The 25038-nt window shown below is 63.4% G+C and carries 20 protein-coding genes and 1 pseudogene; 10 read left to right on the top strand and 11 right to left on the bottom strand.

The window, feature by feature from the left end; genetic code table 11:
• Positions 1 to 2: 2 nt before the first annotated feature.
• The 4 genes and pseudogenes from ABIB95_RS00595 to ABIB95_RS00580 form a co-directional block, all read right to left on the bottom strand.
• Complete coding sequence (locus ABIB95_RS00595) at positions 3 to 1655, bottom strand: ABC transporter substrate-binding protein (protein ID WP_354237539.1); 1653 nt, start codon at positions 1653 to 1655, stop codon at positions 3 to 5.
• 1252 nt (positions 1656 to 2907) lie between these two features.
• Positions 2908 to 3369 (bottom strand): annotated as a pseudogene (locus ABIB95_RS00590) (MetQ/NlpA family ABC transporter substrate-binding protein); the annotation flags it as partial.
• 45 nt (positions 3370 to 3414) lie between these two features.
• Entirely contained in the window at positions 3415 to 4758 is a 1344-nt protein-coding gene (locus ABIB95_RS00585) for an LLM class flavin-dependent oxidoreductase (protein ID WP_354237538.1), read from the bottom strand.
• 33 nt (positions 4759 to 4791) lie between these two features.
• Entirely contained in the window at positions 4792 to 5628 is an 837-nt protein-coding gene (locus tag ABIB95_RS00580) for a class I SAM-dependent methyltransferase (RefSeq protein WP_354237537.1), read from the bottom strand.
• Between the two features lie 374 nt (positions 5629 to 6002).
• On the opposite strand from ABIB95_RS00580, the gene ABIB95_RS00575 reads away from it, so the two are divergent.
• From ABIB95_RS00575 to ABIB95_RS00555, 5 genes are all read left to right on the top strand, one after another.
• A complete protein-coding gene (locus ABIB95_RS00575; protein ID WP_354237536.1) occupies positions 6003 to 7442 on the top strand; it encodes an FAD-dependent oxidoreductase in 1440 nt (479 codons plus the stop codon).
• Between the two features lie 297 nt (positions 7443 to 7739).
• Positions 7740 to 8666 (top strand): TauD/TfdA dioxygenase family protein, encoded by a 927-nt coding sequence (locus ABIB95_RS00570; protein ID WP_354237535.1) that lies wholly within the window; start codon positions 7740 to 7742, stop codon positions 8664 to 8666.
• 22 nt (positions 8667 to 8688) lie between these two features.
• Positions 8689 to 9747 carry an ABC transporter substrate-binding protein gene (locus tag ABIB95_RS00565; protein WP_354237534.1) on the top strand — a complete coding sequence of 353 codons (1059 nt, stop codon included), beginning with the start codon at positions 8689 to 8691 and terminating at the stop codon, positions 9745 to 9747.
• On the top strand, positions 9744 to 10601 hold the full coding sequence (locus ABIB95_RS00560; protein ID WP_354237533.1) for an ABC transporter ATP-binding protein: 858 nt from the start codon (positions 9744 to 9746) through the stop codon (positions 10599 to 10601). Before ABIB95_RS00565 ends, ABIB95_RS00560 begins: the two co-directional genes overlap by 4 nt.
• Positions 10594 to 11460 (top strand): ABC transporter permease, encoded by an 867-nt coding sequence (locus ABIB95_RS00555; RefSeq protein ID WP_354237532.1) that lies wholly within the window; start codon positions 10594 to 10596, stop codon positions 11458 to 11460. Before ABIB95_RS00560 ends, ABIB95_RS00555 begins: the two co-directional genes overlap by 8 nt.
• On the opposite strand, the gene epsC is transcribed toward ABIB95_RS00555, so the two are convergent.
• From epsC to ABIB95_RS00525, 6 genes are read right to left on the bottom strand one after another with little or no spacing between them, the layout of a single operon-like run.
• Positions 11457 to 12374: a serine O-acetyltransferase EpsC gene (epsC, locus tag ABIB95_RS00550; protein ID WP_166352076.1), complete on the bottom strand. Its 918-nt coding sequence runs from the start codon at positions 12372 to 12374 to the stop codon at positions 11457 to 11459. The two genes, ABIB95_RS00555 and epsC, sit on opposite strands and share 4 nt — an antisense overlap.
• On the bottom strand, positions 12364 to 12936 hold the full coding sequence (locus tag ABIB95_RS00545) for a flavin reductase family protein (protein ID WP_354237531.1): 573 nt from the start codon (positions 12934 to 12936) through the stop codon (positions 12364 to 12366). Before ABIB95_RS00545 ends, epsC begins: the two co-directional genes overlap by 11 nt.
• 44 nt (positions 12937 to 12980) lie before the next feature.
• The gene (locus ABIB95_RS00540) at positions 12981 to 14213 is read right to left on the bottom strand and encodes an acyl-CoA dehydrogenase family protein (RefSeq protein ID WP_354237530.1); all 1233 of its coding nucleotides are present in this window, start codon (positions 14211 to 14213) and stop codon (positions 12981 to 12983) included.
• Between the two features lie 15 nt (positions 14214 to 14228).
• Positions 14229 to 15233: an NrtA/SsuA/CpmA family ABC transporter substrate-binding protein gene (locus ABIB95_RS00535; protein ID WP_354237529.1), complete on the bottom strand. Its 1005-nt coding sequence runs from the start codon at positions 15231 to 15233 to the stop codon at positions 14229 to 14231.
• Positions 15234 to 15250: 17 nt separating this feature from the next.
• Entirely contained in the window at positions 15251 to 15979 is a 729-nt protein-coding gene (locus ABIB95_RS00530) for an ABC transporter ATP-binding protein (RefSeq protein WP_063984171.1), read from the bottom strand.
• Positions 15976 to 16701, bottom strand: coding sequence for an ABC transporter permease subunit (locus tag ABIB95_RS00525; protein ID WP_354237840.1), 726 nt, complete (start codon positions 16699 to 16701; stop codon positions 15976 to 15978). The genes ABIB95_RS00530 and ABIB95_RS00525 overlap by 4 nt, the downstream gene beginning before the upstream one ends.
• A 417-nt stretch (positions 16702 to 17118) precedes the next feature.
• On the opposite strand from ABIB95_RS00525, the gene ABIB95_RS00520 reads away from it, so the two are divergent.
• Entirely contained in the window at positions 17119 to 18210 is a 1092-nt protein-coding gene (locus ABIB95_RS00520; RefSeq protein WP_354237528.1) for an LLM class flavin-dependent oxidoreductase, read from the top strand.
• Positions 18211 to 18223: 13 nt separating this feature from the next.
• Here ABIB95_RS00520 and ABIB95_RS00515 read toward each other — a convergent pair whose 3' ends face one another.
• The gene (locus ABIB95_RS00515; RefSeq protein ID WP_354237527.1) at positions 18224 to 19564 is read right to left on the bottom strand and encodes an LLM class flavin-dependent oxidoreductase; all 1341 of its coding nucleotides are present in this window, start codon (positions 19562 to 19564) and stop codon (positions 18224 to 18226) included.
• Positions 19565 to 19886: 322 nt separating this feature from the next.
• Here ABIB95_RS00515 and ABIB95_RS00510 point away from each other — a divergent pair, with 322 nt between their 5' ends.
• The 4 genes from ABIB95_RS00510 to nikE are packed head-to-tail and all read left to right on the top strand — an operon-like array spanning position 19887 to position 25035.
• Positions 19887 to 21497 carry an ABC transporter substrate-binding protein gene (locus tag ABIB95_RS00510; RefSeq protein ID WP_354237526.1) on the top strand — a complete coding sequence of 537 codons (1611 nt, stop codon included), beginning with the start codon at positions 19887 to 19889 and terminating at the stop codon, positions 21495 to 21497.
• A gap of 3 nt (positions 21498 to 21500) precedes the next feature.
• Positions 21501 to 22418 carry an ABC transporter permease gene (locus tag ABIB95_RS00505; protein WP_354237525.1) on the top strand — a complete coding sequence of 306 codons (918 nt, stop codon included), beginning with the start codon at positions 21501 to 21503 and terminating at the stop codon, positions 22416 to 22418.
• Complete coding sequence (locus ABIB95_RS00500) at positions 22415 to 23329, top strand: ABC transporter permease (protein ID WP_354237524.1); 915 nt, start codon at positions 22415 to 22417, stop codon at positions 23327 to 23329. The genes ABIB95_RS00505 and ABIB95_RS00500 overlap by 4 nt, the downstream gene beginning before the upstream one ends.
• Positions 23326 to 25035: a nickel ABC transporter ATP-binding protein NikE gene (gene nikE, locus ABIB95_RS00495; RefSeq protein WP_354237523.1), complete on the top strand. Its 1710-nt coding sequence runs from the start codon at positions 23326 to 23328 to the stop codon at positions 25033 to 25035. Before ABIB95_RS00500 ends, nikE begins: the two co-directional genes overlap by 4 nt.
• Positions 25036 to 25038 lie beyond the last annotated feature (3 nt).

The following is a 25038-nucleotide window of genomic DNA, read 5'->3' as shown; positions in this document are numbered from 1 at the left end:
GATTACTCGCCGATCGTTGCCGTGTAATAGCTGGCGTAGGCGATGCCGTTGTAGACCTCCCCCTTGAGCTTCGGGGACTGCACGTAGATCCGCTGGACGATCTGCGTGCGCGGGATGAAATAGCCCTGCTGGAGAACGTAGGTCTGCAACTCGTCGAGCAGCGGATTGCGAATGTCGAAAGAGGCCGCGCCGGCGATCTTGTCGCGCAGTTCATTGAGCGTCTTGTCGCTGTCGCCGAGGTTGAACCAGTTCTCGCCGTTATTGGCGTCGGTGAGGATGCTGGCCACCGTGCCGGCGTCGATGAAGCTGCGCGTCACCTCGTAGGCCGGCACGGCCGGCCCGCCGAACCGGACCTTCTCGCCGAACGTCACGACGTCGTAGGCGCGAATGGTGACCTTCCAGCCGAGCTTGCCGAGTTGCTGGGCGATGAGCTCGTCGATCGACTTTGCCGTCGCAAGATAGGGGTTGGAGTGGAGCGTCAGCGACAGCTGCTTGCCGTCCTTGGTCCGGATGCCGCCAGCACCCTTGATCCAGCCGGCTTCGTCGAGAAGCTTCTCCGCCTTGCCGGGATTGTAGGCCAGGAGCTCGCTATGGTCGGTGGCACCCGGCACGTTGCTCTGGATGAAGGACGTCGCCAGCTTCCAGTCAGGCGTATAGACGGTATCGATGATCTCCTTCCGGTTGATGCCGGCCTGAAGAGCCTGGCGCACTTTCACGTCATTGTATGGCTCCAGCTTGGTGTTGATCGCGAGGCCGTTGACGAAACCGAGATAGCGCGGGGTCGCGACCGTGAAGCCCGCTTCCTTGAGCGATTTCAGTTCCTGCGGTGAGGGGCTGTAGGCGACATCGGCCTGTCCCGACTGGACAGCGGCGACCCGCAGCGACGGCTCGGTCACGAGTTTGTAGGTGATCGAGTTGAGGTAGGCCGGACCGGTGTGACCGACGGCCGCCGGCCCCCAATTGTAGTCCTTGCGCTTGACCAGCTTGACGAAGTCGCCCTCTTTCCAGGAAGCGACCACGTACGGGCCGCTGCCGGATGTCTTGGCCAGATCAGCCTGCTGCGCGGCGGGCTGCGCGATCGTCTTCGGGGAGATGAGGATAGAGCCGTGATAGCCGAGCGTCGGGATAAACCCGAGCGTCGGCGCTTTGAAGACAACCTTCACTGTGGTGGCATCGACCGCCTCAGCATGGTCGTAAGTCTTCGGGAAGAGGCCAATCGGATTGATCCCCTCGTTCCGCCGGCCTGCGTGCCAGATGTCGAGATTGGCGACCACGGCTGACGCGTCGAGCGGTGTTCCGTCGGAGAAGGTCACACCCTTCTTGAGGTGCAGGGTGAACTGTGTGGCCTCGCCGTTCTGCTCCCAGCTTTCGGCGATCCAGGGGCTGACCTTGCCGTCAGCATCGACATAGACGAGCTTGTCGGTCACGTGGCCCCAGATGTGGCCCTGGAAGCTGGAAATCGCGCTGTTGTTCGGAATCCAGGTGCTTCCGAGCGAGTCGATGAGGAAGGTGATGTCGCCGCCGTTCGGTGGAGCGCCGGCACTTCGAGCTGGAGGGAGACCTGCCATCGCCGTCAAGGTCGCTGCTGCAATCACGGAGGCCGTAGCGAGGAGGCGGCGCCGGGAGAGCGAGAGCATTGGGAAACGTGCGGTCATGAAGAGCCCCTGATGATTGATGCGCGATCAGGTCACCGTTTCGCGAAAGCGTTACGGCACGATCAGCGTTTCCTCGTAGGAGAAGCGAAACAAAGGGACCTGGCCATTCCAAATTTCACTTGGGACAGACAACAAAAGCGTCGGGGCGGGGCAGTGGACGCGATGGTCATTTTGTTTTCATTGCGAACGCGCCCGATCTAGGTTTGCCCGTGACCGAACAGCGCAACGATTGCCGCTTCATTCGCGCGTCAACCCGAGTTCGGCGTCGCGACGGTCCTCTCAGGCGCATTATGTCGCGCGGCGCATCACCAAATTGAAAAGACATTCTGCAGAAAGCCGAGCGCTGTAGAACGGCATGCTGGCGATCGAGAATACGCGCGAAGCTTGCGTCGGTAGCGCGATCTTGGGCGAAACGGAACAGGTCAGAAACGGCCTTCGATGCGATTGTTCGTGCCGACGAGATCGGTGACGTTGGAAGCCGCATCGGACGAGCCGGCGGATGCCTGGTTCGCTCGAATGCGATCGAGACAAATGTCGTGCCGGCTAATCTCGGCGATGAGTCCTGGGCAGTTCCGAAAGCCAGGCGAGCGCCTTGTTCTCGTGGGCGCGACGTGCGCCCGGAGAATCCGAAGACGCGATTTCCGCTTCCAATTCATGCATATATGGCCCTAGAAGAGCCTGATGGCGGAAGCCTCACCAAATCAGATTTCTCAATCGATGCGGGTCGATTGGAGCTGGAATATCTCAGTAATATGAATAGCTTAAATCACAGATTTTCCGTGGCGCCCATGATGGACCGGAGCGAGAATTAAAGTCCTTCAATAGGTTAGATAGTGGCGTGTGCACGACGCGTGCACCGGGAGATCAAGAAAAATCTTGAGCAGGCCAGCGTGAGCAGGCGTCCAAAGGTGGATCGAAGCGCTCAGCAGGCGCTACGATACGAATGTCTGAGATCGGGTACATGTGGCGTAGCGGCGGGCGATTGCAGTAGTGCGCAGATAGTAGCGCCAAATCTCACCACGCACTCCAATCCAACCAGAAACGCCTGTTCGGGCCCCACGGCTGATTACATGAAGTGAGGGGATCGCATGTTCGATTTCACGCTTGAATGGGCCAGCCGCCGTTCCACCGCCGAGCGCGCGGTCGACGCGCGAGCGATGACCAATAAGCTTCGTTTCCAGGAGGCTTTCGTCCTCCCGCTGGTCTTGCTGATCATCTTCCTGTTCGCACTGGGCATCATGACAGGAGCTCATTCGATCAGGCCGAGATCGCGCAGCACCCACAGGGCGCGCTGGAGATTGACCGGATCGTTCGGCACGGCGACACTGGAGCCCGGCTTGATCGGCGTGCCCAGCGGATGCTTCTTCGAATAGAGGCCCATCGGCGGGGTGGGGACGTGGACGATGCCGACGAGATCGGTCTTCTGCCGCTCGTTGTAGGAATCGAGAAAGATCGTGTGCTGCATCACATTGGCGTCGATCTCGGATTTGAATACCGCATTGTTGGCTTCAAGGCCCGTCGAGAACTCGACATAGCGGATCTTGTAGCCTTTCTTCTTCAGCTCTGGCTCGACGCCGACCTTGAACTCGTCGATATACGGCCCCGGCACGAAGCCGACCCGGAGCTCCGGCTTCGCGGGCTGCTGTGCCAAGGCGTCTTCGGCGAAAGGGCAAAGAGCCAAAAGGCCGGAGAGGAGAAACAACGCTGTCTTCATGTCTTCTTACTGGTCTCGAGTTGGGATGTCAGTGCGGAATCGGTGTCAGGCGATCGCCTTGACCGCGTTGGAGTAGATGCTGGCGGGACGCGCCAGGCCGTAATGCTCGCGGAGCGTCGTACCGGTGTAGTCCTCGCGGAACAGGCCGCGCTTGCGCAGGATCGGGACGACCTGCTCGGCGAAGACGTCGAAGCCGCCGGGCAGCCAGGGCGGCATCACGTTGAATCCGTCCGCCGCACCGCCCTCGAACCAGGTCTGGATGTTGTCGGCGATCTTTTCCGGCGTGCCCGCAATCACCCAGTGGCCGCGGGCGCCGGCGAGGCGCTGCACCAGCTGCCGGATCGTCGGTTTCTCACGATCGACGATATCGACCACCAGCTTGAAGCGGCTGGCAACGCCGCGCGCGCTCGCGGTGTCGATGAGATGGCGCGGGACGGGGCCGTCGAGATCATAGCTGGTGAGATCGACGCCGATCATTTGGCGCAGCTGGGTCAGGGAATATTCCGGTTGGATCAGCGCGTTGAATTCGTCCTGGAGCCGGTCCGCCTCGGCCTGCGTGCTGCCGATGAAAGGGCTAATGCCCGGCAGGATCTTGATCTCATCCGGACCGCGGTCGAAGGCGCGGGCCTGGCGCTTGATATCGGTATAGAACGCCTTCGCCGAGTCCACGGTTTGATGCGCGGTAAAGATCGCCTCCGCAAAGTGGGCGGCGAAGGCACGGCCGTCGTCGGAGGCGCCGGCCTGGACATAGACCGGCCGGCCCTGCGGCACGCGCGAAATGTTGAGCGGGCCGCGCACGCGAAAGTGTTTGCCGACATGGTCGAGCGTGTGGATCTTGCTGGTATCGGCAAAAATGCCCGAGATGGGGTCGTTGACGAGCGCGTCATCCTCCCAGCTGTCCCAGAGCCGCGAGATCACGTCGAGATATTCGCGGGCGCGCTCGTAGCGTTCGTGATGCGGGGGGTGTTCGGGCAGGCCAAAGTTCTGCGCTGCTTGTGGCGCACTGGTCGTCACGATATTCCAGCCGGCGCGACCCTGGCTCAGATGGTCGAGCGAGGCGAACAGGCGCGCGAGGTTGTAAGGCTCGGTATAAGTGGTCGACGCGGTTGCGATGAGGCCGATGCGTTTCGTCACTGCGGCAATCGCAGCCAGCCAGGTGATCGGCTCGAAGCGAAAGCGCTGGGCATAGCGAACGTTGTCGGCGAGGGCCGGACCGTCGGCAAAGAAGATGGCGTCGAATTTACTGGCCTCGGCCCGCTGCGCCAGCTCCTGGTAAAAGGTGATGTCGAGGATGCGTTCCGCCGACGATCCCTTGTAGCGCCACGCGGCTTCGTGGTGGCCGCCGGGATAGATGAAGAGATTGAGAACAAGCTGCCGTTGGTTGCCCATGGTTCGAATGTCCAGATGCGATTGCCGGAGAAACTAGGAGGCGGATGGAGCCGTTCGCGACCTCGGCTTTCGCGCGAAGGCGAAACGCAGATATCGCTCCAGGCGCAGGCCCTCCGGGGTACGCCTCGCCTCGACTAGCGCTGCAAAGGCCGCGTCGATCGCCGCCCGCTCCGCCGGCGAAAAGCCGCCAAGGAAGTTGCCGAAGGCGCTGGCCTCGGACCATCCCAGCACCGACGTCACGTCGCCGTGCAGATCGACGAGCGAGCGCAGGTCGCTTCGGTAATCGACGAACCCGACCTCGGCGAACAGGGCTCTGAGCTCGTCGTCGGTTGCTCCGAGCACGCGATGCGACTCGCTGCTTCTCTCGCCGAAGCCGGCCTGTTCGATCGCCTGGCGGAGCAGGGTTCGCGACTCGTGAGGTTTGGTCGGATCCTGAACGTTCAGCCCGATCCGGCCGCCCGGCCTGAGGACGCGTTCGATCTCACGCAGCGCCTGCCGCTTGTCCGCGATCCAGTGGAAGACGCTGTTGAGGTAGACGGCGTCGAATTCCGCGGGTCCAAAGCGCGAAAGGTCCTCGGCACGGCCGACATCGAAGGTCAGCGTCCCCGAGGCGCGCGGACGCGCGATGGCGACCCGGTTCTCCAACGGGTCGATGCCGATCACGCGCCCGGTCGGGCCGACAAGTCCCGCGACGAATTCGGTCAGGCGGCCGGTGCCGGCGCCGATATCGAGCACGCGATCCCCTGACTTCAAAGCCAGCGGTCCAATGAGAAATTTGCCATGGTGAAACTGGAGGATGCCGGCTTGCTCGTAGGTCCGTGCAAGCTCGGGCGTGTCCCGTTCAAGGCTGATGACGCCGGCGGTCGACATCGTGCTTTCCAAAATCTCCAACGAGCCGTCGAGACGGCTTGATCGAGACGAACTCTATGTTGCCGGGGTGAGAAAAGTCGATGAAATGGATTTGCGTTGTTCGGTGCGATGCGAGCATGAATCTAGTGGCGGGAGCGCATTCAGTAGATGACGTCACGAACCGATCGTCTCAATTTAAAGCCGACGTACGAGCGAATGTCCGGTCGCCCTTCCTGGCTTGCTCCGCGCTATCGACGCAAATCTTTCAACACGCTGTGCCCTCGCGGTGGGTTCGTTGTTCGGGCCGCCAAACAAAACCGATTCCATTTCATTGACTGAGTGTCGTGGGCTTCTACGATTTGGTCGCATCTGATGCGGACAAATCCGGGTGCAACATGTTTCAGTCTGATGTCGATGACGCGGCTCGCGAAACCCTGCGTCTGATTGGTCCAGATCCGCAGAACTGGGTTCAGGATCGTCACGGGGTCGACCACAACGTCGCCATCATCGGGGGCGGGCAATCCGGAAGCGCTTTCGCCTTTGCATTGCGCCGTGCCGGCATCGGCAAGGTCACGGTGATCGATGCATCACATGACGCGGCGTCGTCCGGTCCATGGCTGAGCAGCGCGCGCATGCACAAGCTGCGCACGCCGAAGAGCTTGCCCGGACCCGAGCTCGGCCTACCCGGACTGAGCTTCCAGTCCTGGTATGAGGCCCGCCACGGCGCGGCCGCGTATGAAGCGATCGATCGCATTGCTCGCGTGGATTGGGCCGCCTACCTCGATTGGTACCGCAAGACTCTTGGTATTGAGGTGCGCTACCGGGCGAAGCTTCTCCGCATCGAGCCGGCGGGGGATCATTTGCGGCTTCATCTCGACGTCGCCGGTGAGGCAAGGATCGAGACGGCCCGCAAGATTATCCTGGCCGGCGGCTTCCCAAGTAACGGCGGCCCCGTCGTTCCCGACGTGCTCTCGCGCAGTCTGCCAAAGGAGCTTTACGCGCATACGTTGGAGCCGATCGATTTCGAAAAGCTTCGCGACAAGTCGGTCGCGGTGCTGGGCAGCGCGGCCTCCGCGTTCGATGCCGCGGCTGTTGCGCTCGAAGCAGGGGCGAGGGAGGTGCATCTCTTTGCACGCCGCGGCAGGGTGGCCTCGGAGCCTGTGATCAGGACGCGTGGATATCCGGGCGCATACGACAACTACGGGGCGCTCCCGGACGCGGTGCGCTGGCATCAGGCCATTCGCTTCCGTCGCGCGGGATCGACGCCGCCGCCCGATGCAATCGCGCGTGCGGTCAAGTTCCCCAACTTCCACCTTCATCTGGCAGCGCCGTGGACGTCAGCCAAGCCGTTCGGACGGCGGCTGCTCGCGACCACGCCGCAGGGCGACATCGCATTCGATTTCGTCATCGCCGGTACGGGCTACCAGGTCGATCTGGCGAAGCGGCCTGAGCTCGCCGCCTTCTCCGACGAGATCCTGCTATGGCGCGACCGCTATTCTCCGGCCGCGGACGAGCAGGACGAGGCCCTGGGCGCACACCCTTATCTCGGTGCGGGCCATGAATTCCTGGAGAAGGAGCCCGGCCGCGCGCCTTACTTGCGGAACATCCACGTGTTCAACCCCGCGGCATTCGTCAGCTTCGGCCTGCCGATTGGGGACGTGCCGAGCTTCAAGCGCGATATTCCGGGCGTCGTGGCGCGGATCAGCAGGGATCTGTTCCTTGACGACCTTCCGGCGCACGAGGCGCGGATCAACGGGCCGATCGCCGACGACTTCGAGCCGGCCCTTTACGCGTCGGCCGTCTGGCGGTCGCCGAATATCGTCGCGGCAGAATAGAGCAGAGTGCAAGTAGCAACTGGACACGCCATGATCGTGGATGCGTCTGTTTCTTAGCGGCCTCGAACTTTGGAAGCTATTTCCGAAGTCCTTGAGTTAGCATCCTGTGACTGAACAAGGGGCTGCATCGATGCAGCCCCGGGGGAAGATCCCGCCAGACGCGATTGTCGCCAGAGCAGACGGCGGTCTCGCAAGAGGATCGATCGCAACATCACTGCCTTTCACTCCGCCATCGCAGCAGCGATCGGCGAACGGCGGAGCCTTGTCCAAATGGATCGCGGTCTCGGGGAAGATGACATGACAGACGGAATCACCATCGACAACGTCATTCCGCGTTCGGATATCGTCAAGCGATCGGCCCGTATCGGCGCCGAAATCAGGAACATCAAGCTTTCGGGCGATCTTCCGGATCGGACGATTGCGGCGATCAACCAGGTGCTGCTCGAGCACAAAGTCATCTTCTTCCGTGACCAGAATCATCTCGACGATGCCGAGCAGGAGCGTTTTGCCCATCGGCTCGGCAAGCTGGTGCCACATCCCACGGTCGGCGCCACCAAGGGAACGGCCTCGATCCTCGAACTTGACTCCGCGCGCGGAGGCGGGCGCGCCGACCAGTGGCACACCGACGTCACATTCGTCGACGCTTATCCGAAGATCTCAGTCTTGCGCGGCGTCGTGATCCCCGAGTTCGGCGGCGACACGATCTGGTCGAACACGGCGGCGTCCTATCTGGATCTGCCGGCTCCGCTGCGCAAGCTCGCGGACGAGTTGTGGGCGGTGCACAGCAATGCCTATGACTATGCGGTCAAGACCCGTGCGAGCGATGCTGACCGGAAGCAATTCGAGGAGGTCTTTACGGCGACGGTCTACGAGACCGAGCATCCCGTCGTTCGCGTCCATCCCGAAACCGCGGAACGGACGCTGGTGCTCGGCAATTTCGTCCAGCGCTTTGTCGGCCTGTCGAAATACGACAGCCAGAAACTGTTCGACCTGTTCCAGTCGCACATCACCGCACCCGAGAACACCGTGCGCTGGAGCTGGCGGCAAGGTGACGTGGTGATCTGGGACAATCGCGCGACCCAGCACTATGCGGTCAACGATTACGGCGACCAGCACCGCGTGGTCCGGCGTGCCACCATCGATGGCGAGGTGCCGGTCAGCATCGACGGCCGCAGCAGCGTGACCCGCGTCAAGGCGGCGAAGCCCCAGGCGAAGGCCGCCTGAACCGAGCAATGGAGTGAACACAATGAAGATCGCTATCTCTGCGTTGCGTCGTCTGGTTGCCGGCCTGCGGGCAAGAGGGCGGCAACTCGGTCTGGCCGGCCTCGGCCTGACGGCTCTCGCCAGCAGTGCCATGGCCGAGGCGCAGCTCGAAAAGACCGAGATTCGTTACCAGGGCTGGGCCGGGCAGGTGACGTTCATCGAACTGGCCGACGATCTCGGCTATCTCGCGCCGCTCAAGCTCAAATGGGTCGGCAACACCATCAGCGGTCCGCAGGACATCCAGACCGTCGTCACGGGCGACATCGATATCGGCGGCGCGTTCTATGGCGCGATCATCAAGCTGATCGCAGCCAGGGCGCCGATCAAGGCTGTTGTCGGCTATTACGGCTCGGACGACAACACCTACAACGGCTACTACGTGAAGGAGGTCAGTCCGATCAAGACCGCGCGCGACCTGATCGGCAAGAAGGTCGCGGTGAACACGCTGGGCGCGCATCTCGAATTCGTGCTGCGCGAATATCTGACCCGCAATGGCCTGACGCCGGCGGAGGCGAAGCAAGTGACGCTGGTTGCGATCCCGCCGGTCACCGGTGAGCAGGCGCTGCGGCAGGGGCAGGTCGAGGTCAGTACGCTGAACGGCGTGCTGCGCGACAAGGCGCTGGAGCGCGGCGGCATCCGCAGGCTGTTCGCGGACTCTGACATCTTCGGAAACTTCACTGGCGGCTCCTATGTCTTGCGAGACAAGTTCATCAAGGACAACCCCAACTCCTCCCGCAAGCTGATCGAGGGCGTGTCCCGTGCCATCGCCTGGGCGCAGACGACGCCGCCCGAGGAGGTCCGCGCCCGCTTCGAACGCATCATTGCCGATCGCAAGCGCAACGAGGACGCAACACCCATCAAATACTGGAAGAGCACGGGTGTCGCGACCAGGGGCGGGGTGATCGGCGATGCTGAGCTCCAGGTGTGGATCGACTGGCTGGTCAAGGACGGTCTGTTGAAGCAGGACCAGCTCAAGCCATCGGACATCTATACCAACGAGTTCAACCATTTCCGCCCCGGCAAGACCGCGGAGGCCAAATGACCATGGCCAAGATCCGCTTCGAGCACGTCCGCAAGGAGTTCCTGGTCCGCGGCAAGGATGGCGGGCCGGCGCAGAGCTTCACCGCGCTCGATGATATCACGCTGGATGTTCGTGCCGGCGAATTCCTGGCGCTGGTCGGGCCGAGCGGCTGCGGCAAGTCGACCTTGCTGGATCTGCTCGGCGGACTGACGGCGCCGAGCAGCGGACGCATCCTGCTCGATGGCAAGGTCATCGAGGGCCCGGCGCGCGACCGCGGCATCGTGTTCCAGCAATATGCGCTGTTTCCCTGGCGCACAGCCGCGCAGAACGTCGAGTTCGGGCTCGACATCGCGGGTCTCAAAGCCAGGGAGCGGCGCGAGCGGGCTCTGCATTATCTCGATCTGGTCGGACTGTCTGGCTTTGCCGACCGCTATCCGCACGAACTCTCCGGCGGCATGAAGCAACGCGTCGCGATCGCGCGAAGCCTTGCCTACGATCCGGAGGTGCTGCTGATGGACGAGCCCTTTGCCGCGCTCGACGCACAGACGCGTGAGACGCTGCAAGGCGAGCTGCTGCGGATCTGGCGCAGGACCGGGAAAACCATCCTGTTCATCACGCACGGCATCGACGAGGCCGTCGTGCTCGGCCAGCGCGTGGCCGTGATGACCTCGCGCCCCGGCCGGATCAAGCAGATTGTCGATATTCCCGCCGAGCTGCACAGCGAGACCGAGGACGTCCGCTCGCTGCCCCAGTTCGGGCAGGTCAGGCACGAGGTGTGGTCCTTGCTGCGCGACGAAGTGTTGAAGGCGCAGGGCTCCCAGGTGCCCGCGCCGGACGGCGAGCGCGCAGGAAAGAAGGAGTTGGCCCATGTCTAATCTGGAGATCCTGACGCTGCTGGAACTCGCCGAGGGGAGTCCGAAGGATCGGGCCAGACCACGCGCCGGCGCGGTTGCCGCCGCGACGGGCAGCCTAGTGCGATGGTTCGGCATCATCGGGCAACGATCCCTGCTGCTGCTGGTGTTCCTGGCTGTCTGGGAGACGACGCCGCGCCTCGGGTTGATCGACGTGACGTTCCTGCCGCCGTTCTCCGAGGTGATCGCCGCGGGCTGGCAGCTCGCGCAGAGCGGTGAACTCTATGACGACGTCGGTGCAAGCCTGCTTCGCGCGCTGAGCGGATTCCTGATCGCCATTGTCCTGTTCGTGCCGTTGGGTGTGCTGACGGGATGGTACGCGCGGCTTGGCGATCTCCTGAACCAGACCATCGAGATCGCACGCAACACGGCGCCGCTGGCGCTGCTCCCTGTTTTCATCCTGCTGCTCGGCATTGGTGAGCTCTCGAAGGTCACCATGGTGGTTTATAGCTGCGCCTGGCCGCTGCTGCTCAATACGATCGCGGCCGTACGCCAGGTCGATCCGCTGCTGGTCAAGTCAGCGCGGACGATGGGCGCGACACCGAGCCAGTTGTTCCGGAAGGTGATCCTGCCGGCATCATTGCCGACAATCTTCGTCGGCATCCGTCTGGCGAGCGCATCCGCGATGCTGGTCCTGGTGGCGTCAGAAATGGTCGGCGCGAAATCGGGGCTCGGCTATCTCATCATCAACAGCCAATACAGCTTCCTGATCCCCCAGATGTATTTTGGCATCCTGGGCATTACCGTGATCGGCCTCGTCTTCAACGCGATCCTCGAGACGCTGGAACGCCGCCTGATGCGCTGGAAGGCGCCCGCCGCCTAACCCTGCTTGTTGCGGGCGGTGGCCTGCGTCACGATGCTGTTCGGCGGCACGTCCTGGGTGACCCAGACGTTGCCGCCGATCGTCGCGCCCCGGCCGATCGTGATCCGCCCGAGGATGGTTGCGCCGGCATAAATCACGACGTCGTCCTCGACGATCGGATGCCGTGCATCGCCCTTGATCAAATGGCCATCGTCGTCGGTTGGAAAATGGCGCGCGCCGAGCGTCACGGCCTGATAGATCCGGACATTGTCGCCGATGATTGCGGTCTCCCCGATGACCACACCGGTCCCGTGATCAATGAAGAAGCCGGATCCGATGCTGGCGCCGGGGTGAATGTCGATCCCGGTTCTCGTATGAGCGATCTCCGCGACAAGTCGGGCGATCAAGCGCGCATTGAGCCCATCAAGGATATGTGCCAGCCGGTGATGGATGATCGCCGTCATGCCCGGATATCCGATCAGGATCTCCGGAAAATTCCTGGCTGCGGGATCGCCGACGAAGGCGGCTCTCAGATCGGAGATCAGGAGTCCACGCACCACCGGCAGGCGCTCGCCGAACTGCCGCGTCAGCTCGACCGCGTCCTCGCGCCGGTAGCCCGGGATCAGCTCGTCACCGACGAATCGTGCGCCGCGGTGGATCTGGTCGCAAAGGCCGTCGAGAGCGATGCTCAGGCGATTGCCGACGAAATAGTCGATATTCTCGCCGTCGAGGTCGAACTGACCGTAATGCCTCGGAAACAGCGCCTCGGTGAGGCCATCCAGAATGGCCTGAAGCGCCTCGCGCGAGGGAGCGCGTCGCGCCTCTCCGTCGCGCCGTATGCTGTGTGTTTCTTCGCGCGAGAGACGAAGCTCGGCGACAATCCTATCAAGCTGCCAGCGCCCGCCGCTGGGCGATTCCGGCGGGTTATCTGACATGGGCCAACGGAATGCTGATTTCGGCGAGGAGGTCGAGGTCGAAGTCATGGGTGATCCTGATGTACTGGCCGTTCCAGTACACCAGGCCCGACAGTTCGCGGGACAGCTCGAAGCTCAACAGGCTGCCGATGATGATGCCATGCGAGTGCCGTTCGATGATTTCCTCGACCTTGCATTCGATGGTTGCGAGAGTGTCGCCAAGCAGCGGCACGCCGGCCGTCCCCGCGGACCATCGGATCCCGTCGAAGCGCTCGTGGCCCTTCAAGCTGCCGTCGCTGAAGCGCCCGGCGAGGGCCTGCTGGTCCGATCCCAGAATGTTGACGCCGAATACGCCGTAACGCGCGATTCGAGCAAAGGACGAGGCCTGCCGGTTGACGCTGACCAGTAGCCGGGGCGGACTGGCACTGAGCGACGTCAGGGACGTCACCGTCATGCCGGTGATGTCCTCGTCGCGGCCGGCCGTGATGATGGTGACGCCGCCGGCCAGGCGCCGCATCACGGCTCGAAACTGATGCTCGACCTCGTCATCGCCGCTGACCAGATGAATGTCGGACTTTCCCATCTGTCGCTCCTCGCATCGGACGCCGTGGATCGGCCTGTTCGCTCTCAGAAAAAGCCCTTCGCGGGCAACGGCGTGCCGTTGATCTCGTGTTCGCCGATCGAACGCGCCTTGTAGGTGGTCGGATTGTGCGACGAGAGCGTCCGTGCATTGCGCCAGTGACGGTCGAAGTTGGTGACCTTCTTGGTCGCCGATGCGCCGCCGACATCGAACAGCAGGCTGCCACCTCGGATGGCGAAATCATCGGCGATGATCTTGGCCTTTGCCGAGAGCAGCGCGGCGGTGTGCGCCGCCTCGATAGCGTTCGCCGCGCCGGCGTCGAACGCATCGGTTGCAATGTCGAGCGCCTCGGCGGCCGCCAGCACCACCGTCTCGGCCGCAAAAGCGCCGCTGGCGATCTGGCCGACCGTCTGTTGCAGGAGCGGATCGTCGGTCGGGATCTCGGTAGGCGCGTAGTAAAACGTACGCTTGCGCGAGCGGACCAGGACTGTCGCATCGCGCAGCGTCGCGCGTGCGATGCCGGCAACGACCGCCGTCAGGAAGAGCTGTGCAAACGTGTTGGAATAGGGCACGCCATAACCGCTGTCCGGCGTATCGAACACCACTTCCTCGCGCCTGACCTTGACGCTGCGGAAGTGCGTCGTGCCGGTCGCGGTAAGTCGCTGCCCGAGCCCGTCCCAGTCATCGACCAGCTCGATGCCCTCGCGCTTGATCGACACGATCGTGGCGCCCGTCGCACCGGACGGATCGGCCGCGCGCACCAGCACATAATCCGAGTACAACGTGCCTGTGCTGTAGTATTTGGTGCCGTTCAGCAGATAATCGCCGTTCCCGTCGGGCGTGAACGTCGTCCCGGGCGTGACATTGCCGACGCGCGGGCTTTCGAGCTCGGTCGTCGCAAGTCCGATGATGGCGCCCTCGGCGACCGCCTTCTGCCATTGTCGGCTCTGCTCGTCCTTGGGTGTACGCACCAGGCGCTCGACCACGCTGAAATGGTTGCGCAGGATGTGCGCGACATTGGCGTCGGCCTCGCCAAGCCGGATCACGAAGGCGAAGAGATCGCGGATCGTGCTGCCAGCACCGCCGGCGGTTACCGGAAGTCGTAGTGCGCCCAAGCGTGCCCGCCGGATGAGATCGATGATCTCGAAGGGCAGGACGCGGTCGCGTTCGCGGTCGCTGGCCCCCTCGGCGATCTGGTTGAGCAGAGCCTCCAGCTCCGGCGAGCCGGTCTTGAGCGGTTCGGGTGTGCCGAGGGAGGGGGCGGACACGGTCTTGTTCATAGTGTTGGCCTGTTATTAGAGCTGGGCGAGATGGTCGGTCACCTTGACCGGCTCGGGTAGAACCTTGCGGGCCGCGAGCCAGTCGGCTGCCCTTTGCAGCTCGCCCACGAACTGCTCGTCGTTGACCGCGAAGTAGCGATACTTGCGGTTCATCGCGATGAACTGGTCGCGGACCTGATCGCTGTATTTCCCCGCCTTCTGGGCGATGTACTCGGCATCCCTGCTGTTCTCCGAAATCCACTTGCCTTCGGCGCGGAAGGCGTCGTTCACCGCGCGGACGAGGGCGGGATTGTCGGTCGCGAATTTGCGGGTGGTCAGATAGGACGTGTAGTCGATCTGGAATTCGAGATCGCGCCCCTCAAGGAAGATGTCGTGCGCCTTGTATTCGAGCCGGGCGATGTCGACGCCGGGGCTCCACATCGACCAGGCGTCGACCTTGCCGGAGGCGAGCGCCGGCGCCGCATCAGGAGGATTGAGATAGACGAACTTTACCGCGGAGCGGTCGACCTTGTGTTTCTCGAGCGCCGCGACCAGCAGGAACTCGCCGAGGCCTGAGCGATTGACCGCGACCGACTTGCCGACGAGGTCTTCGACCTTGTCGATGCCGGAGCCGTCCTTGGCGATGATCGCTGTGGTGCGGGGCTCGTAGACCACGAACTGGGTGAACACCAGCGGCGAGCCGGCGATGATAGCGGCGAGCGCAGGCGTGGTGCTGCCGCCAAAGCTGAAATCTGCGCTGCCGCCCGTCACCGCCTGCAAGGTCGGCGCATGATTCGGGAAGGGGCCGAGCCACTCGACCTTGATGCCATCCCTGGCCAGCACCTTCTCGAACTCGCCGCGCTCCTTGGCGATCAGATTGAGGCCGCTCAGGCCCCAGGTCAGGCGGACCGTGTCGGTGGTACGGCCAGGCGCGGCCTGGGCGAATTCGCTGATATTCATGCCGGCGAGCGCGCCAATGCCAAAAGCTGCGGAGCCGAGGAAGCTCCGCCGGGATGGTTTGGAAGATGAAGAGTCGGACATGTTGGCCTTCCGGATGACTAGCTGGGAGAATGGGGAACCACGCCAAGCTCGCCGAGGAGCTCGGCGCGCGAGATGGGTGTCGAGCCGTCACGCACGGCGCGATGGTCGAAGGCGATCGCGCCGTTGCGCATCACGAGGATCCGATCGGCAAGCGCGATGGCTTCGTCGACATCGTGGGTGACGAGCAGGACGCCGGGCTGATGATTGGCCACCAGCTCGCGGACCAGCTCGTGCATGCGGATACGGGTGAGCGCATCGAGCGCGGCAAACGGCTCGTCGAGCAGCAGAAGCTCGGGCTGCTGCACCAGCGCGCGGGCGAGGGCAACGCGCTGGGCTTGCCCACCGGACAGATTGCGGGGCCAGTCGTCGAGCCTGTCACCGAGGCCGACCTCGCTAAGCGCTTCGGCGGCGCGTTCGCGAGGATCCGGAGCCCGCAAGCCGAGTGCCACATTGCGCCAGAGATTGTCCCATGGCAGCAGCCGATGCTCCTGAAACACCACGGCCGGCCGGCGGGGCGCCACGATACGGCCCCCCTGGATGGGGTCGAGCCCGGCCAGCGCCCGCAACAATGTTGTCTTGCCACACCCGCTCTCGCCGAGCAGGGCGACGAATTCGCCACGATCGATGCGCAGGTTCAGCTTCTCGATCACGACGCGGCTGCCGTAGCTGCGGACGAGGTTGCGGACAACGACGGCCGGTCTGGATTCGAACGGCGCGGAGGGCTGCGGAGCGACGTGCACGTTCATCTCGCTGCTCCGTAATTCGGATGCCAGGCGAGGAGGCGCTGTTCGAGAAAGCGCGCAATGGCGTCGGCCGCGACGCCGACCAGCGCATAGATCACGATCGTCAGGACGATCACATCGGTGCGCAGGAATTCGCGGGCATCCATCGCGAGAAAGCCGATTCCCGACTGCGCGCCGATGGTTTCAGCCACCACCAGCGCGAGCCACGCCGTGGCAAGAGCGTAACGAACACCGGTCAGGATCGACGGCAGCGCGCCTGGAAGGATGATCCTGCGGATCAGTTGGAGCGAGCTTAGGCCCTGGACCCGTCCCAGCTCAAGCAGCTTGGGATCGACCTGGCGGATACCAAGCACCGTATTGATATAGATCGGGAACGTGACGCCGAGCGCGACAAGGAAGATCTTTTCCGCTTCGCCGACGCCCAGCCAGACGATGACGAGGGGGAGCGCGGCGAGGAAGGGGATGGCCCTGATCATCTGCACGCTGCGGTCGATCGCGGCTTCCGCTACCCGCGAGAAGCCGACAAGAATGCCCAGCGTGGCGCCAACCGCAGCACCGATCGCAAAGCCGGCTGCGGCACGCAGGAGGCTGACGCCGAGGTCGTTCAACAGACTCCCGGTGGTCGCAAGCTTGAACGCTGTCCGGATGACCTTGCTCGGCGCGGGCAGAACCTGTGGCGAAAGCCATCCCGCCTGTGCAAGCGCCTCCCAGACAATCACGAGCATCGCGGGCGCGATCCAGGACAGGAGCTGAAGGCCGCGAGCACCAAGCTTGCTTGCTCGCGCCGGCGATTGAACGCTGCCCTGCGTTGACGGCGCGTTAGCCGCGCCGATCGCCGTACTGTCGATTTGGCTCAGTTCGATATTGCTCAAGACGCGAGTCCTCGTTCCACCTCCTGCACCCGATCCGGGAGGTGCGACGCCAATGACTTGCCGTCCGCGGAAAATGTCCCACGAAATCGGCCCGACAGAAATAGAGCGCTATTTCAATTGTCATTCGATACGGAGTGATCTGCTGTCGTTGCGGCGCCGCTGCACGACAAAGAAAATCTTTTGAGGCGGATGTGCTTGATCTCGCATCAGCCGTTGGCGAGAACAGGTAACGATCGATAGCATGGCCAAAGAAAGTTACAGGAGAGCACGATGGCGACTGCACCTCTTCGCTTCGGCATTTGGGCGCTGGTGCATGGGCCGCGCGCGGCGCATCAGGATCCCGAAGAGCCCTATGATGCGTCCTGGGAGCGCAATCGCGATCTCATCCTTGCAGCCGAAGAGCTCGGTTATGATTCAACGCTGATCGCGCAGCACACCATCAACCCGCATCAGGAAGACCTCGATCAGCTCGAGGCCTGGAGTGCCGCGGCAGCGATCGCGGCGCTGACCAAGCGCATCGAGATCATTGCTGCGATCAAGCCCTATCTCTATCACCCCGTCGTGCTGGCGAAGCTCGCACTCGGGATCGAGAACATCAGCGGTGGCCGGTTTGCGATCAATCTGGTCAATGCCTGGAACCGTCCCGAACTGGAGAAGGCCGGGATCGGCTTCCCGGATCATGACGCTCGCTATGCCTATGGCCGCGAGTGGATATCTGTCGTCTCGCGTCTCATGGAAGGCGAGCGTCTCAATTATGCGGGCGAGCATTTCAACGTCACGGACTATGCCCTGCGCCCGACCAGCCTGTATCGCAAGCGTCCGGCCATCTATGTCGGCGGTGAGTCCGGGCCGGCGCGCGGCCTCGTTGCAGGCCATGGTGACGTCTGGTTCATCAATGGCCAGCCGCTGGAGGATGTGGCTGGGTTGATTGCCGATGTCGCAGTGCGCCCGCGCGATGCCGCGCCGCCGCTCCGTTTCGGCTTGTCGGCCTTCGTCGTCGCACGCGAAACCCGGGGGCTGGCGCAGGCCGCTTACGAGCGGTTGCTGAGCCTCGCCGCAAAGGATGCGCCGATGAAGGCGATCCAGAAGCAGAACACCGACCCTGAGGTCGTGATGATGCAGACCATGCAGAAGACGCCGCGCGTTGGCAGCAATGGCGGTACTGCCGCGGGGCTGGTCGGGAGCTATGACGAGGTGGTTGAGCGCATCGAGGCGTTCCACGCGGCCGGCATAGAGCTCTTCATGCTGCAATTCCAGCCGTTCGAGGCCGAGATGCGGCGATTTGCACTCGAGGTAATTCCGCGCGTGCGGGCCAGGCAATCGGCCAAGCCCGCCGACGGGCGGGCTCGATCTCTGGGATAAATAGTCGGGACAGCTAGGCTGATGCGACCTCCGGCGACCGCTTCGCATATCGGCTCACTGGTCGCTGCAGGCCAAAATGATCGCGTAGCGTCGAGCCGGCGTACTCGGTGCGGAACAGCCCGCGACTCTGTAGGATGGGCACGACGGTATCGACGAAGGTCTCCAGACCGGACGGCAGTACGTCTGGCATGAGGTTGAAACCATCGGCGGCACCCGCCTTGAACCAAGCCTCGATGTCGTCGGCGATCTGCTCCGGCGTGCCGACGATGATGCGATGTCCGACGCCGCCTCCGAGCGCGCGGATCAGCTGTCGGACTGTGAGATTGCCACGCCGTGCGATATTCACGGTGCCTTGGAACATGGTATGGTTGGCATTGACCGGAAGCGGCAGGGGATCCGGCAGGGGCTTGTCGAGCTCGAGGAGGGTAGGGTCGATCTGAAGCGTGCCGGCCAACCGCGCCAGGCTGTATTCGATCGGCACCAGTTCCCAGAGCTCGTCCTGTCGCCGCTTGGCTTCGGCCTCGGTGCTGCCGATGACGGTGGCGAGCCCGGGCAGAATGACGATGGAATCGCCGGAACGACGATAGGACGCGGCGCGTGCGCGCAGATCGCGCGCATACGCGACGCCTTCCTCGATGCTCTGCGCCAGCGTGAATACGGCTTCTGCATAGGCTGCCGCGAAATCGCGCCCGTCATTCGAGCCACCCGCCTGCACCGTGATCGGTCGCCCCTGTGGTGAGCGTGGGACGTTCAGCGGTCCTGCCACCGAGTAATGCGGGCCGCGGTGCGCGATCGGGTGCACTTTCGACGTATCAACAAATCGCGCGCTCGCCTTGTCGCCCACAAAGGCGTCGTCCTCCCAGCTGTCGAACAATGCGTGGACGACTTCCGTGAACTCCTTGGCGCGTTCGTAGCGTGCCTTGTGTTCCGTCACCGACGACAGACCGAAATTGCGGCCTGAAGCGGCATCTGCCGTGGTGACCGCGTTCCATCCCGAGCGGCCGCCGCTGGCGTGGTCGAGCGTCACGAAACGGCGTGCGATGTTGTAGGGCTCGTTGTAGGTCGTCGACACCGTCCCAATCAGACCGATGTGCCTGGTCGTTGCGGCAACTGTTGCCAGCACGATGGTCGGCTCCATCGACGTGAACGACCGGTAGTCGATACGGTCGTTCACGGCTGGCGAGTCCGCCAGAAAGATTGCGTCAAACTTGCCGCGCTCGGCAATCTGAGCCACGCTCACATAATGACCGAGATCGAAGAAGGCGCGTGGATCGCTGTCGGGCAGTCGCCAAGCTGACGGATATACGCCGGAGTGAAGCAGGTTGACGTTCAGGTGCAATTGGCGTGGCGACATGGGGATTCCAAAGGTCAGCTGGTTGTCGGGTCACGATACGCAACGATCGCGCAGCATCGAATTGTCGGATTGGCGTTCGATGTCGTCGATTTCATCCACCGTCGGCGTGAGTGCTCGAATAATTTTTCAAACTTCATGTGCAGCCGCGGTCGCGACCGTTTGCATGTTGCGTTTGCGCGCGACGACGAACTACATCGCGATGCAACAAGAGATAACGCCTCGTGCAGATCGGATGAAGCGTAAACGAACGTCATCCTTCAATTGATGATGTTCGATGCGCCGATTGCAGGGGCAGCAGCAGAAACGATTGCGAGTGACGCGGATGAAGAAGAATAATTTGCTGGTGAGCGGCGTGGCGATTGCCTTGCTTGCGTCGAATGTAGCGTATGCCGAAGACAAGCCGGTTTCCGGAGGCGCGTTGCGGTGGGGCGTGACGACCGAGCCATCATGCTTCGATCCGCATTATTCGTCACAGCAGGCCGCGTTCTTCGTGGCCCGCAATTACATCGACTCGCTGATCGCGAAGAAGGCGGATGGCACGTTCGCACCCTGGCTTGCGACCGAGTGGTCGATTTCGACCGACGGCAAGGAATACACATACAGACTGAGGGAAGACGTCGTCTTCCACGACGGGGAGAAGTTCGACGCTGCAGCGGTCAAGGCCAACTACGATTTCGTCAAGAAGCCCGAGAACGCGGTCACCGCGGTCTCGCTGCTCCAGGCCTACGATCGTGCCGAAGTGGTCTCGCCCTATGTGGTCAAACTGGTGTTGTCGACGCCGGATTCGAGTTTCCTGGAGTCGACCTCGAATGTGAAGCTCGGCCTGATCTCGCCGAAATCGCTGGCGAAGGGTGATCTCTGCGGAGGTGGACGCGGGTTGGCCGGCACGGGACCGTTCGTGTTCGAGAGCTACACGCGCGGCCAGTCCGCGGTGTTCGCGCGCAACGCGGCCTATAATTGGGCGCCTGGCAATGCCGCGCATAACGGACCTGCTCATCTGGACCGCGTCACTTTCCGCTTCCTCCCCGAATATGCCGTTCGCACGGGCGCATTGACCTCGGGGCAGGTGGATCTGATCGAGGGCGTGCAGCCGACCGATGCGCCGCTGTTCGCGGAGCAGCCGGGCTTCAAGCTGCTGACCGGCCCGTCCGGCGCCAGCACGTCCTTCACCTTCAACATCAACTACACGCGCCCGCCGGCGGACGATGTTCGCGTGCGCCGCGCGCTGCGCGACGGTTTCGATCTGGAGCCGATCGTGAAGCAGGTCTATCTCGGCACCGTGCCGCGCGCCTGGTCGATCATCGGCCCGGCCAATCCCGCCTATAACAAGGCACTGGTCGGTTCCTGGGGCAACGACATTGCTGGCGCCAACAAGCTGCTCGACGAAGCCGGCTGGACTGGCCGCGATTCCGAAGGCTTCCGCACCAAGGACGGCAAGCGCCTCTCGATCGAGGTCGGCTATCCGCAGCCCTATGTGCGTGACAATCGCGACATCCTTATCCAGGGCGTCCAGGCGGCGTTGCGCAAGAATGTCGGCCTCGATCTCAACCTGCGCCTGATCACGGCGGGCGAATACGCCAAGAACAACGCCAACGGCACCTGGGTGATCTATCCCAATACGGACAATCCGTCCGATCCTGCCCGCGAGCTCTGGGACATGCTGGGATCGAAGGGCTTCCTCTATTCCAACATTCCCAATCCAGACCAGGAGATCGTGAGCCAGATCGACGAGTCGTTGCGGACGACCGATCCCGTCCGCAAGCGGCAGCTCACCGACTCGATTCAGAAGCGGGGTGTGGACCAGGCCTTCATCGTACCGTTGTTCGCGCCGAGCTGGTTCCTGGCGGCGAAGAGCAACGTCAACGGTCTGGGCTTCGAGGCCGGCCTCGACTCGCCGTCCAGCGCCTACGATTTCTGGATCGCGAAGAAGTAAGCCATGTGGTCCCGCATCGTCTCCAGGCTGTTCACCAGCCTGGTGGTGGCCTGGGCGAGCGTGACAGCAACGTTTCTCGCGTTGCATGCGCTGCCCGGCCGCATTCAGGACATCCTCGCCGGTGACGTCGAATATCCCGGCCTCCGTGAGGCGATCGCAGCCGAATGGGGCCTAGATCGCTCGTTGCCCGAGCAGTACGTCGAGTTCTTGTCGCGCATCCTCCGCGGCGATTTCGGCACGTCCTATGTGCTACGCCAGCCGGTGATCGAGGTCGTCGGATCGCAGCTTCTGCCGACCGTCGAGCTTGCGCTCACGGCCGGCGTGCTTGCGATCGTGATTGCCGGCTTTATCGCGCTGCTGACTGCGGGGCGAGGGCGGTTCTCGCGCGAGCTGGCCTCGTTCGTCGAACTGGTGTTCGCCTCGACGCCCGTCTTCTGGCTCGGCATCCTCCTGCTGATGGCATTCTCGTTCAATCTGCGCTGGTTTCCCGTGTCGGGCGCGGAGGGGTGGAATTCCCTCGTGCTGCCGGCGATCACCCTGGCATTGCCGACCGCCGGCCTGCTGACGCAGGTCCTGCGTGAAGCCATGGAGAAGACGCTCGACCAGCCTTTCGTGACGACCGTGCGGTCGCGCGGCGTCGGCGAACTCGTCATTCGCTGGCGTCACGTGTTGCGGCACGCTCTTTTGCCGGCGGTGACGCTAGGCGGTTGGCTGATCGGCGGCCTGCTCGGTGGTGCGGTCATCACCGAGAAGGTGTTCGGCCGGCCAGGCCTCGGCACGGTAACGTTGGGCGCGGTGCTGACCCACGACGTACCGGTCGTGCTCACCGTCGTGCTGCTCGCAGCCTTCATCCACGTTGCCGCGGCCACGCTGCTCGACATCCTCTATGTGCTGATCGACCCGAGATTGAGGGCCCAATGACCGCGCCGTCGCATCGCTCCTTCGTCACGGCCGTACCGCTCGAGGCCCCGCAAGACCTCGTTTGCTTCGAGGGGTCACATTCTCTGGCTGCAATCGCTGCTCGGCGCCGTCTTCCGTTCGGGCTCGTCCTGTCCTTCGTCTTCGTCGCGTTCCTGATCGCGGCGTCGATCGTGCCTTCGCTGTTCACGCACTTCGATCCGCTCGTCGGCCATTTCAGCGAGGGCCTGAAGCCGCCGGGCTGGGCGCATCTGTTCGGGACCGATCGGCTCGGCCGCGACGTCTTCGCGCGGACCGTCTTCGGCACGCGCTACTCGCTCCTAATCGGGTTCGGCGGTGTTGCGGTCGGACTCGGAGCAGGCATTGTCCTCGGCATCATCGCGGGCCAGCGCAATCGCATTCTGGATGAGGCCGTGTCGCGCCTGTTCGATATGCTGTCGTCATTTCCCGGCGTGCTGCTCGCCATGCTGATCGTGACCTTCCTCGGCCAAGGCATGCTCAACATCGCCATCGCGGTCGGCATCGCCGGCATCCCGAAATTTGGTCGCGTGGTGCGGGCGCAGACCCAGCTGATACGCGATGCCGATTACGTGACGCAGGCCGCGATCTACGGGTTGAGCCGCTGGCAAGTGTTCATCCGGCACGTCCTGCCCAATGTCCTTGTTGCCATCCCGATCATCGCCACCGTCTATATCGGCTCGACGATCCTGATCGTATCCGGCCTGAGCTTTCTCGGGCTCGGACCGCAGCCGCCGACGCCGGAATGGGGCGTGATGCTGGCGGAGAGCCGGGATGTGCTGCGCGTCGCTTGGTGGCCAGGAGTCTTCCCGGGCCTCGCCATCACCGCGACGGTGATCGCCTTCAGCGTGATCGGCAATCACCTACAACAGAGATTTGAAGGGCGGCTCGCATGAGCAGCGTAGGTTCGCAGATAGATCGGGCGGCGCCGATCGTCGAGGTGCAGGGACTGAGCATCGGCTTTGCCGGCGCCAATGGCGGCAAGTCGATCGTTGTTGATTTCGATCTGACGATCAGGCCCGGCGAATGCGTTGCCCTGGTCGGTGAATCCGGCTCGGGCAAGAGCATCACCGCGCGAAGCCTGCTCAATCTCGCCGGCGACGGTGCGAAGACCGCCGCGCACCGGTTCGAGATCAAGGGACGCGACGCTCGCAGCTTCGGCGAAGCCGACTGGCGCAAGCTGCGCGGGACCGTGACCGGGCTCGTCATGCAGGATGCCCTGGTCTCGCTCGATCCCTTGCGCACGATCGGCCAGGAGGTTGCCGAGGTCATTACGAGCCATCGCATTCTGACCGATGCAGGCGCTATCCGGGATCGGACGCTGCAGACGCTCGGCAAGGTCGGCATTCCCAACCCCGCGGATCGTGCTCTGCAATATGCGCATCAATTGTCCGGTGGCCTGCGCCAGCGCGCGCTGATCGCGTCGGCGATCGCGGCTGCCCCCGATCTCATTATCGCGGACGAGCCGACGACCTCGCTCGACGTCACCGTCCAGGCGCAGGTGCTCCAGGTCTTGGCGGAGCGAATCCGCGAGGGGGCGGGTCTCCTGCTCATCAGTCACGATCTCGCGGTGGTCGCCGGCATCGCCGACCGTGTCATCGTGATGCGCGACGGCAGGGTGGTCGACAGCGGGCCGACTCGCGATGTCCTTACCCATCCGCGCCATCCCTATACGCGGCAGTTGATCGCGGCGGTTCCGTCGGGGCGGTCGCGGGGGTCCAGGCTCGCGTCGGCGAGGTTCGAGCCGGGTGCGAGCGATGCGACGGCGGTCTCCATCGTGCGGGAGCCCCTGCCGCAGCGACAGGCGGCAGGCGAGGTCGTGCTCGAAGTCAAGGAGATCTCGAAGAGTTTCATTGCGCCGAAAGCCGCCGGACGGGCGAAGTCGGTGGTCCTGCAGGACATCAGCTTCGATGTCAGGGCCGCCGAGGTCGTCGGTATCGTCGGCGAATCCGGCTCGGGAAAATCCACCTGTGCCAAGATCGTGCTCGGGCTGCTTCACCCGGATGACGGTGAGGTAACATTGCTCGGAGAGCCCTGGTCCTCGGTCGCGGAAGCCGGGCGCCGCCGGCTTCGTCGCAAGCTGCAATACATCCCGCAGGACGCACTTAGCAGCTTCGATCCGCGCTACCGCGTCAGGGACATCATTGCGGAAAATCTTCCGGGCGCCGATGGCCGCATCGCGCGCCTGGACCGGATCGTGTCGCTGCTCGAACTGGTCGGCCTGAGTGTCGATCATCTCGATCGGGTGCCGCGATCATTGTCCGGCGGCCAGCGTCAGCGGGTGTCGATCGCGCGGGCGCTAGCGGCTGAACCCGCCATCATCGTCTGCGACGAGCCGGTCTCGGCGCTCGACATCTGCATCCAGGCCCAAGTGCTTGACCTCCTGGCCGAGCTGCAGTCGCGGCTCGGAACGGCGCTGCTGTTCATCTCGCATGATCTCGGCGTCATCGAGCATCTGTGCGACCGCGTGCTCGTCTTCCAGAACGGCCGCATCGTCGAGCAGGGTGGCGCCGAGGCCGTGCTCAGGCAACCGCAGCACGCCTACACAAAGAGCCTGCTGGCATCCGTGCCGGACATCCAGCGTGGCTTGAGCGCGGCCTAAGCC

Source organism: Bradyrhizobium sp. LA2.1, assembly GCF_040547725.1.
GTDB classification, from domain to species: domain Bacteria; phylum Pseudomonadota; class Alphaproteobacteria; order Rhizobiales; family Xanthobacteraceae; genus Bradyrhizobium; species Bradyrhizobium barranii.
The sequence above is the reverse complement of the archived record's forward strand: the minus strand, read 5'-3'. Positions and strand labels throughout refer to the sequence as shown.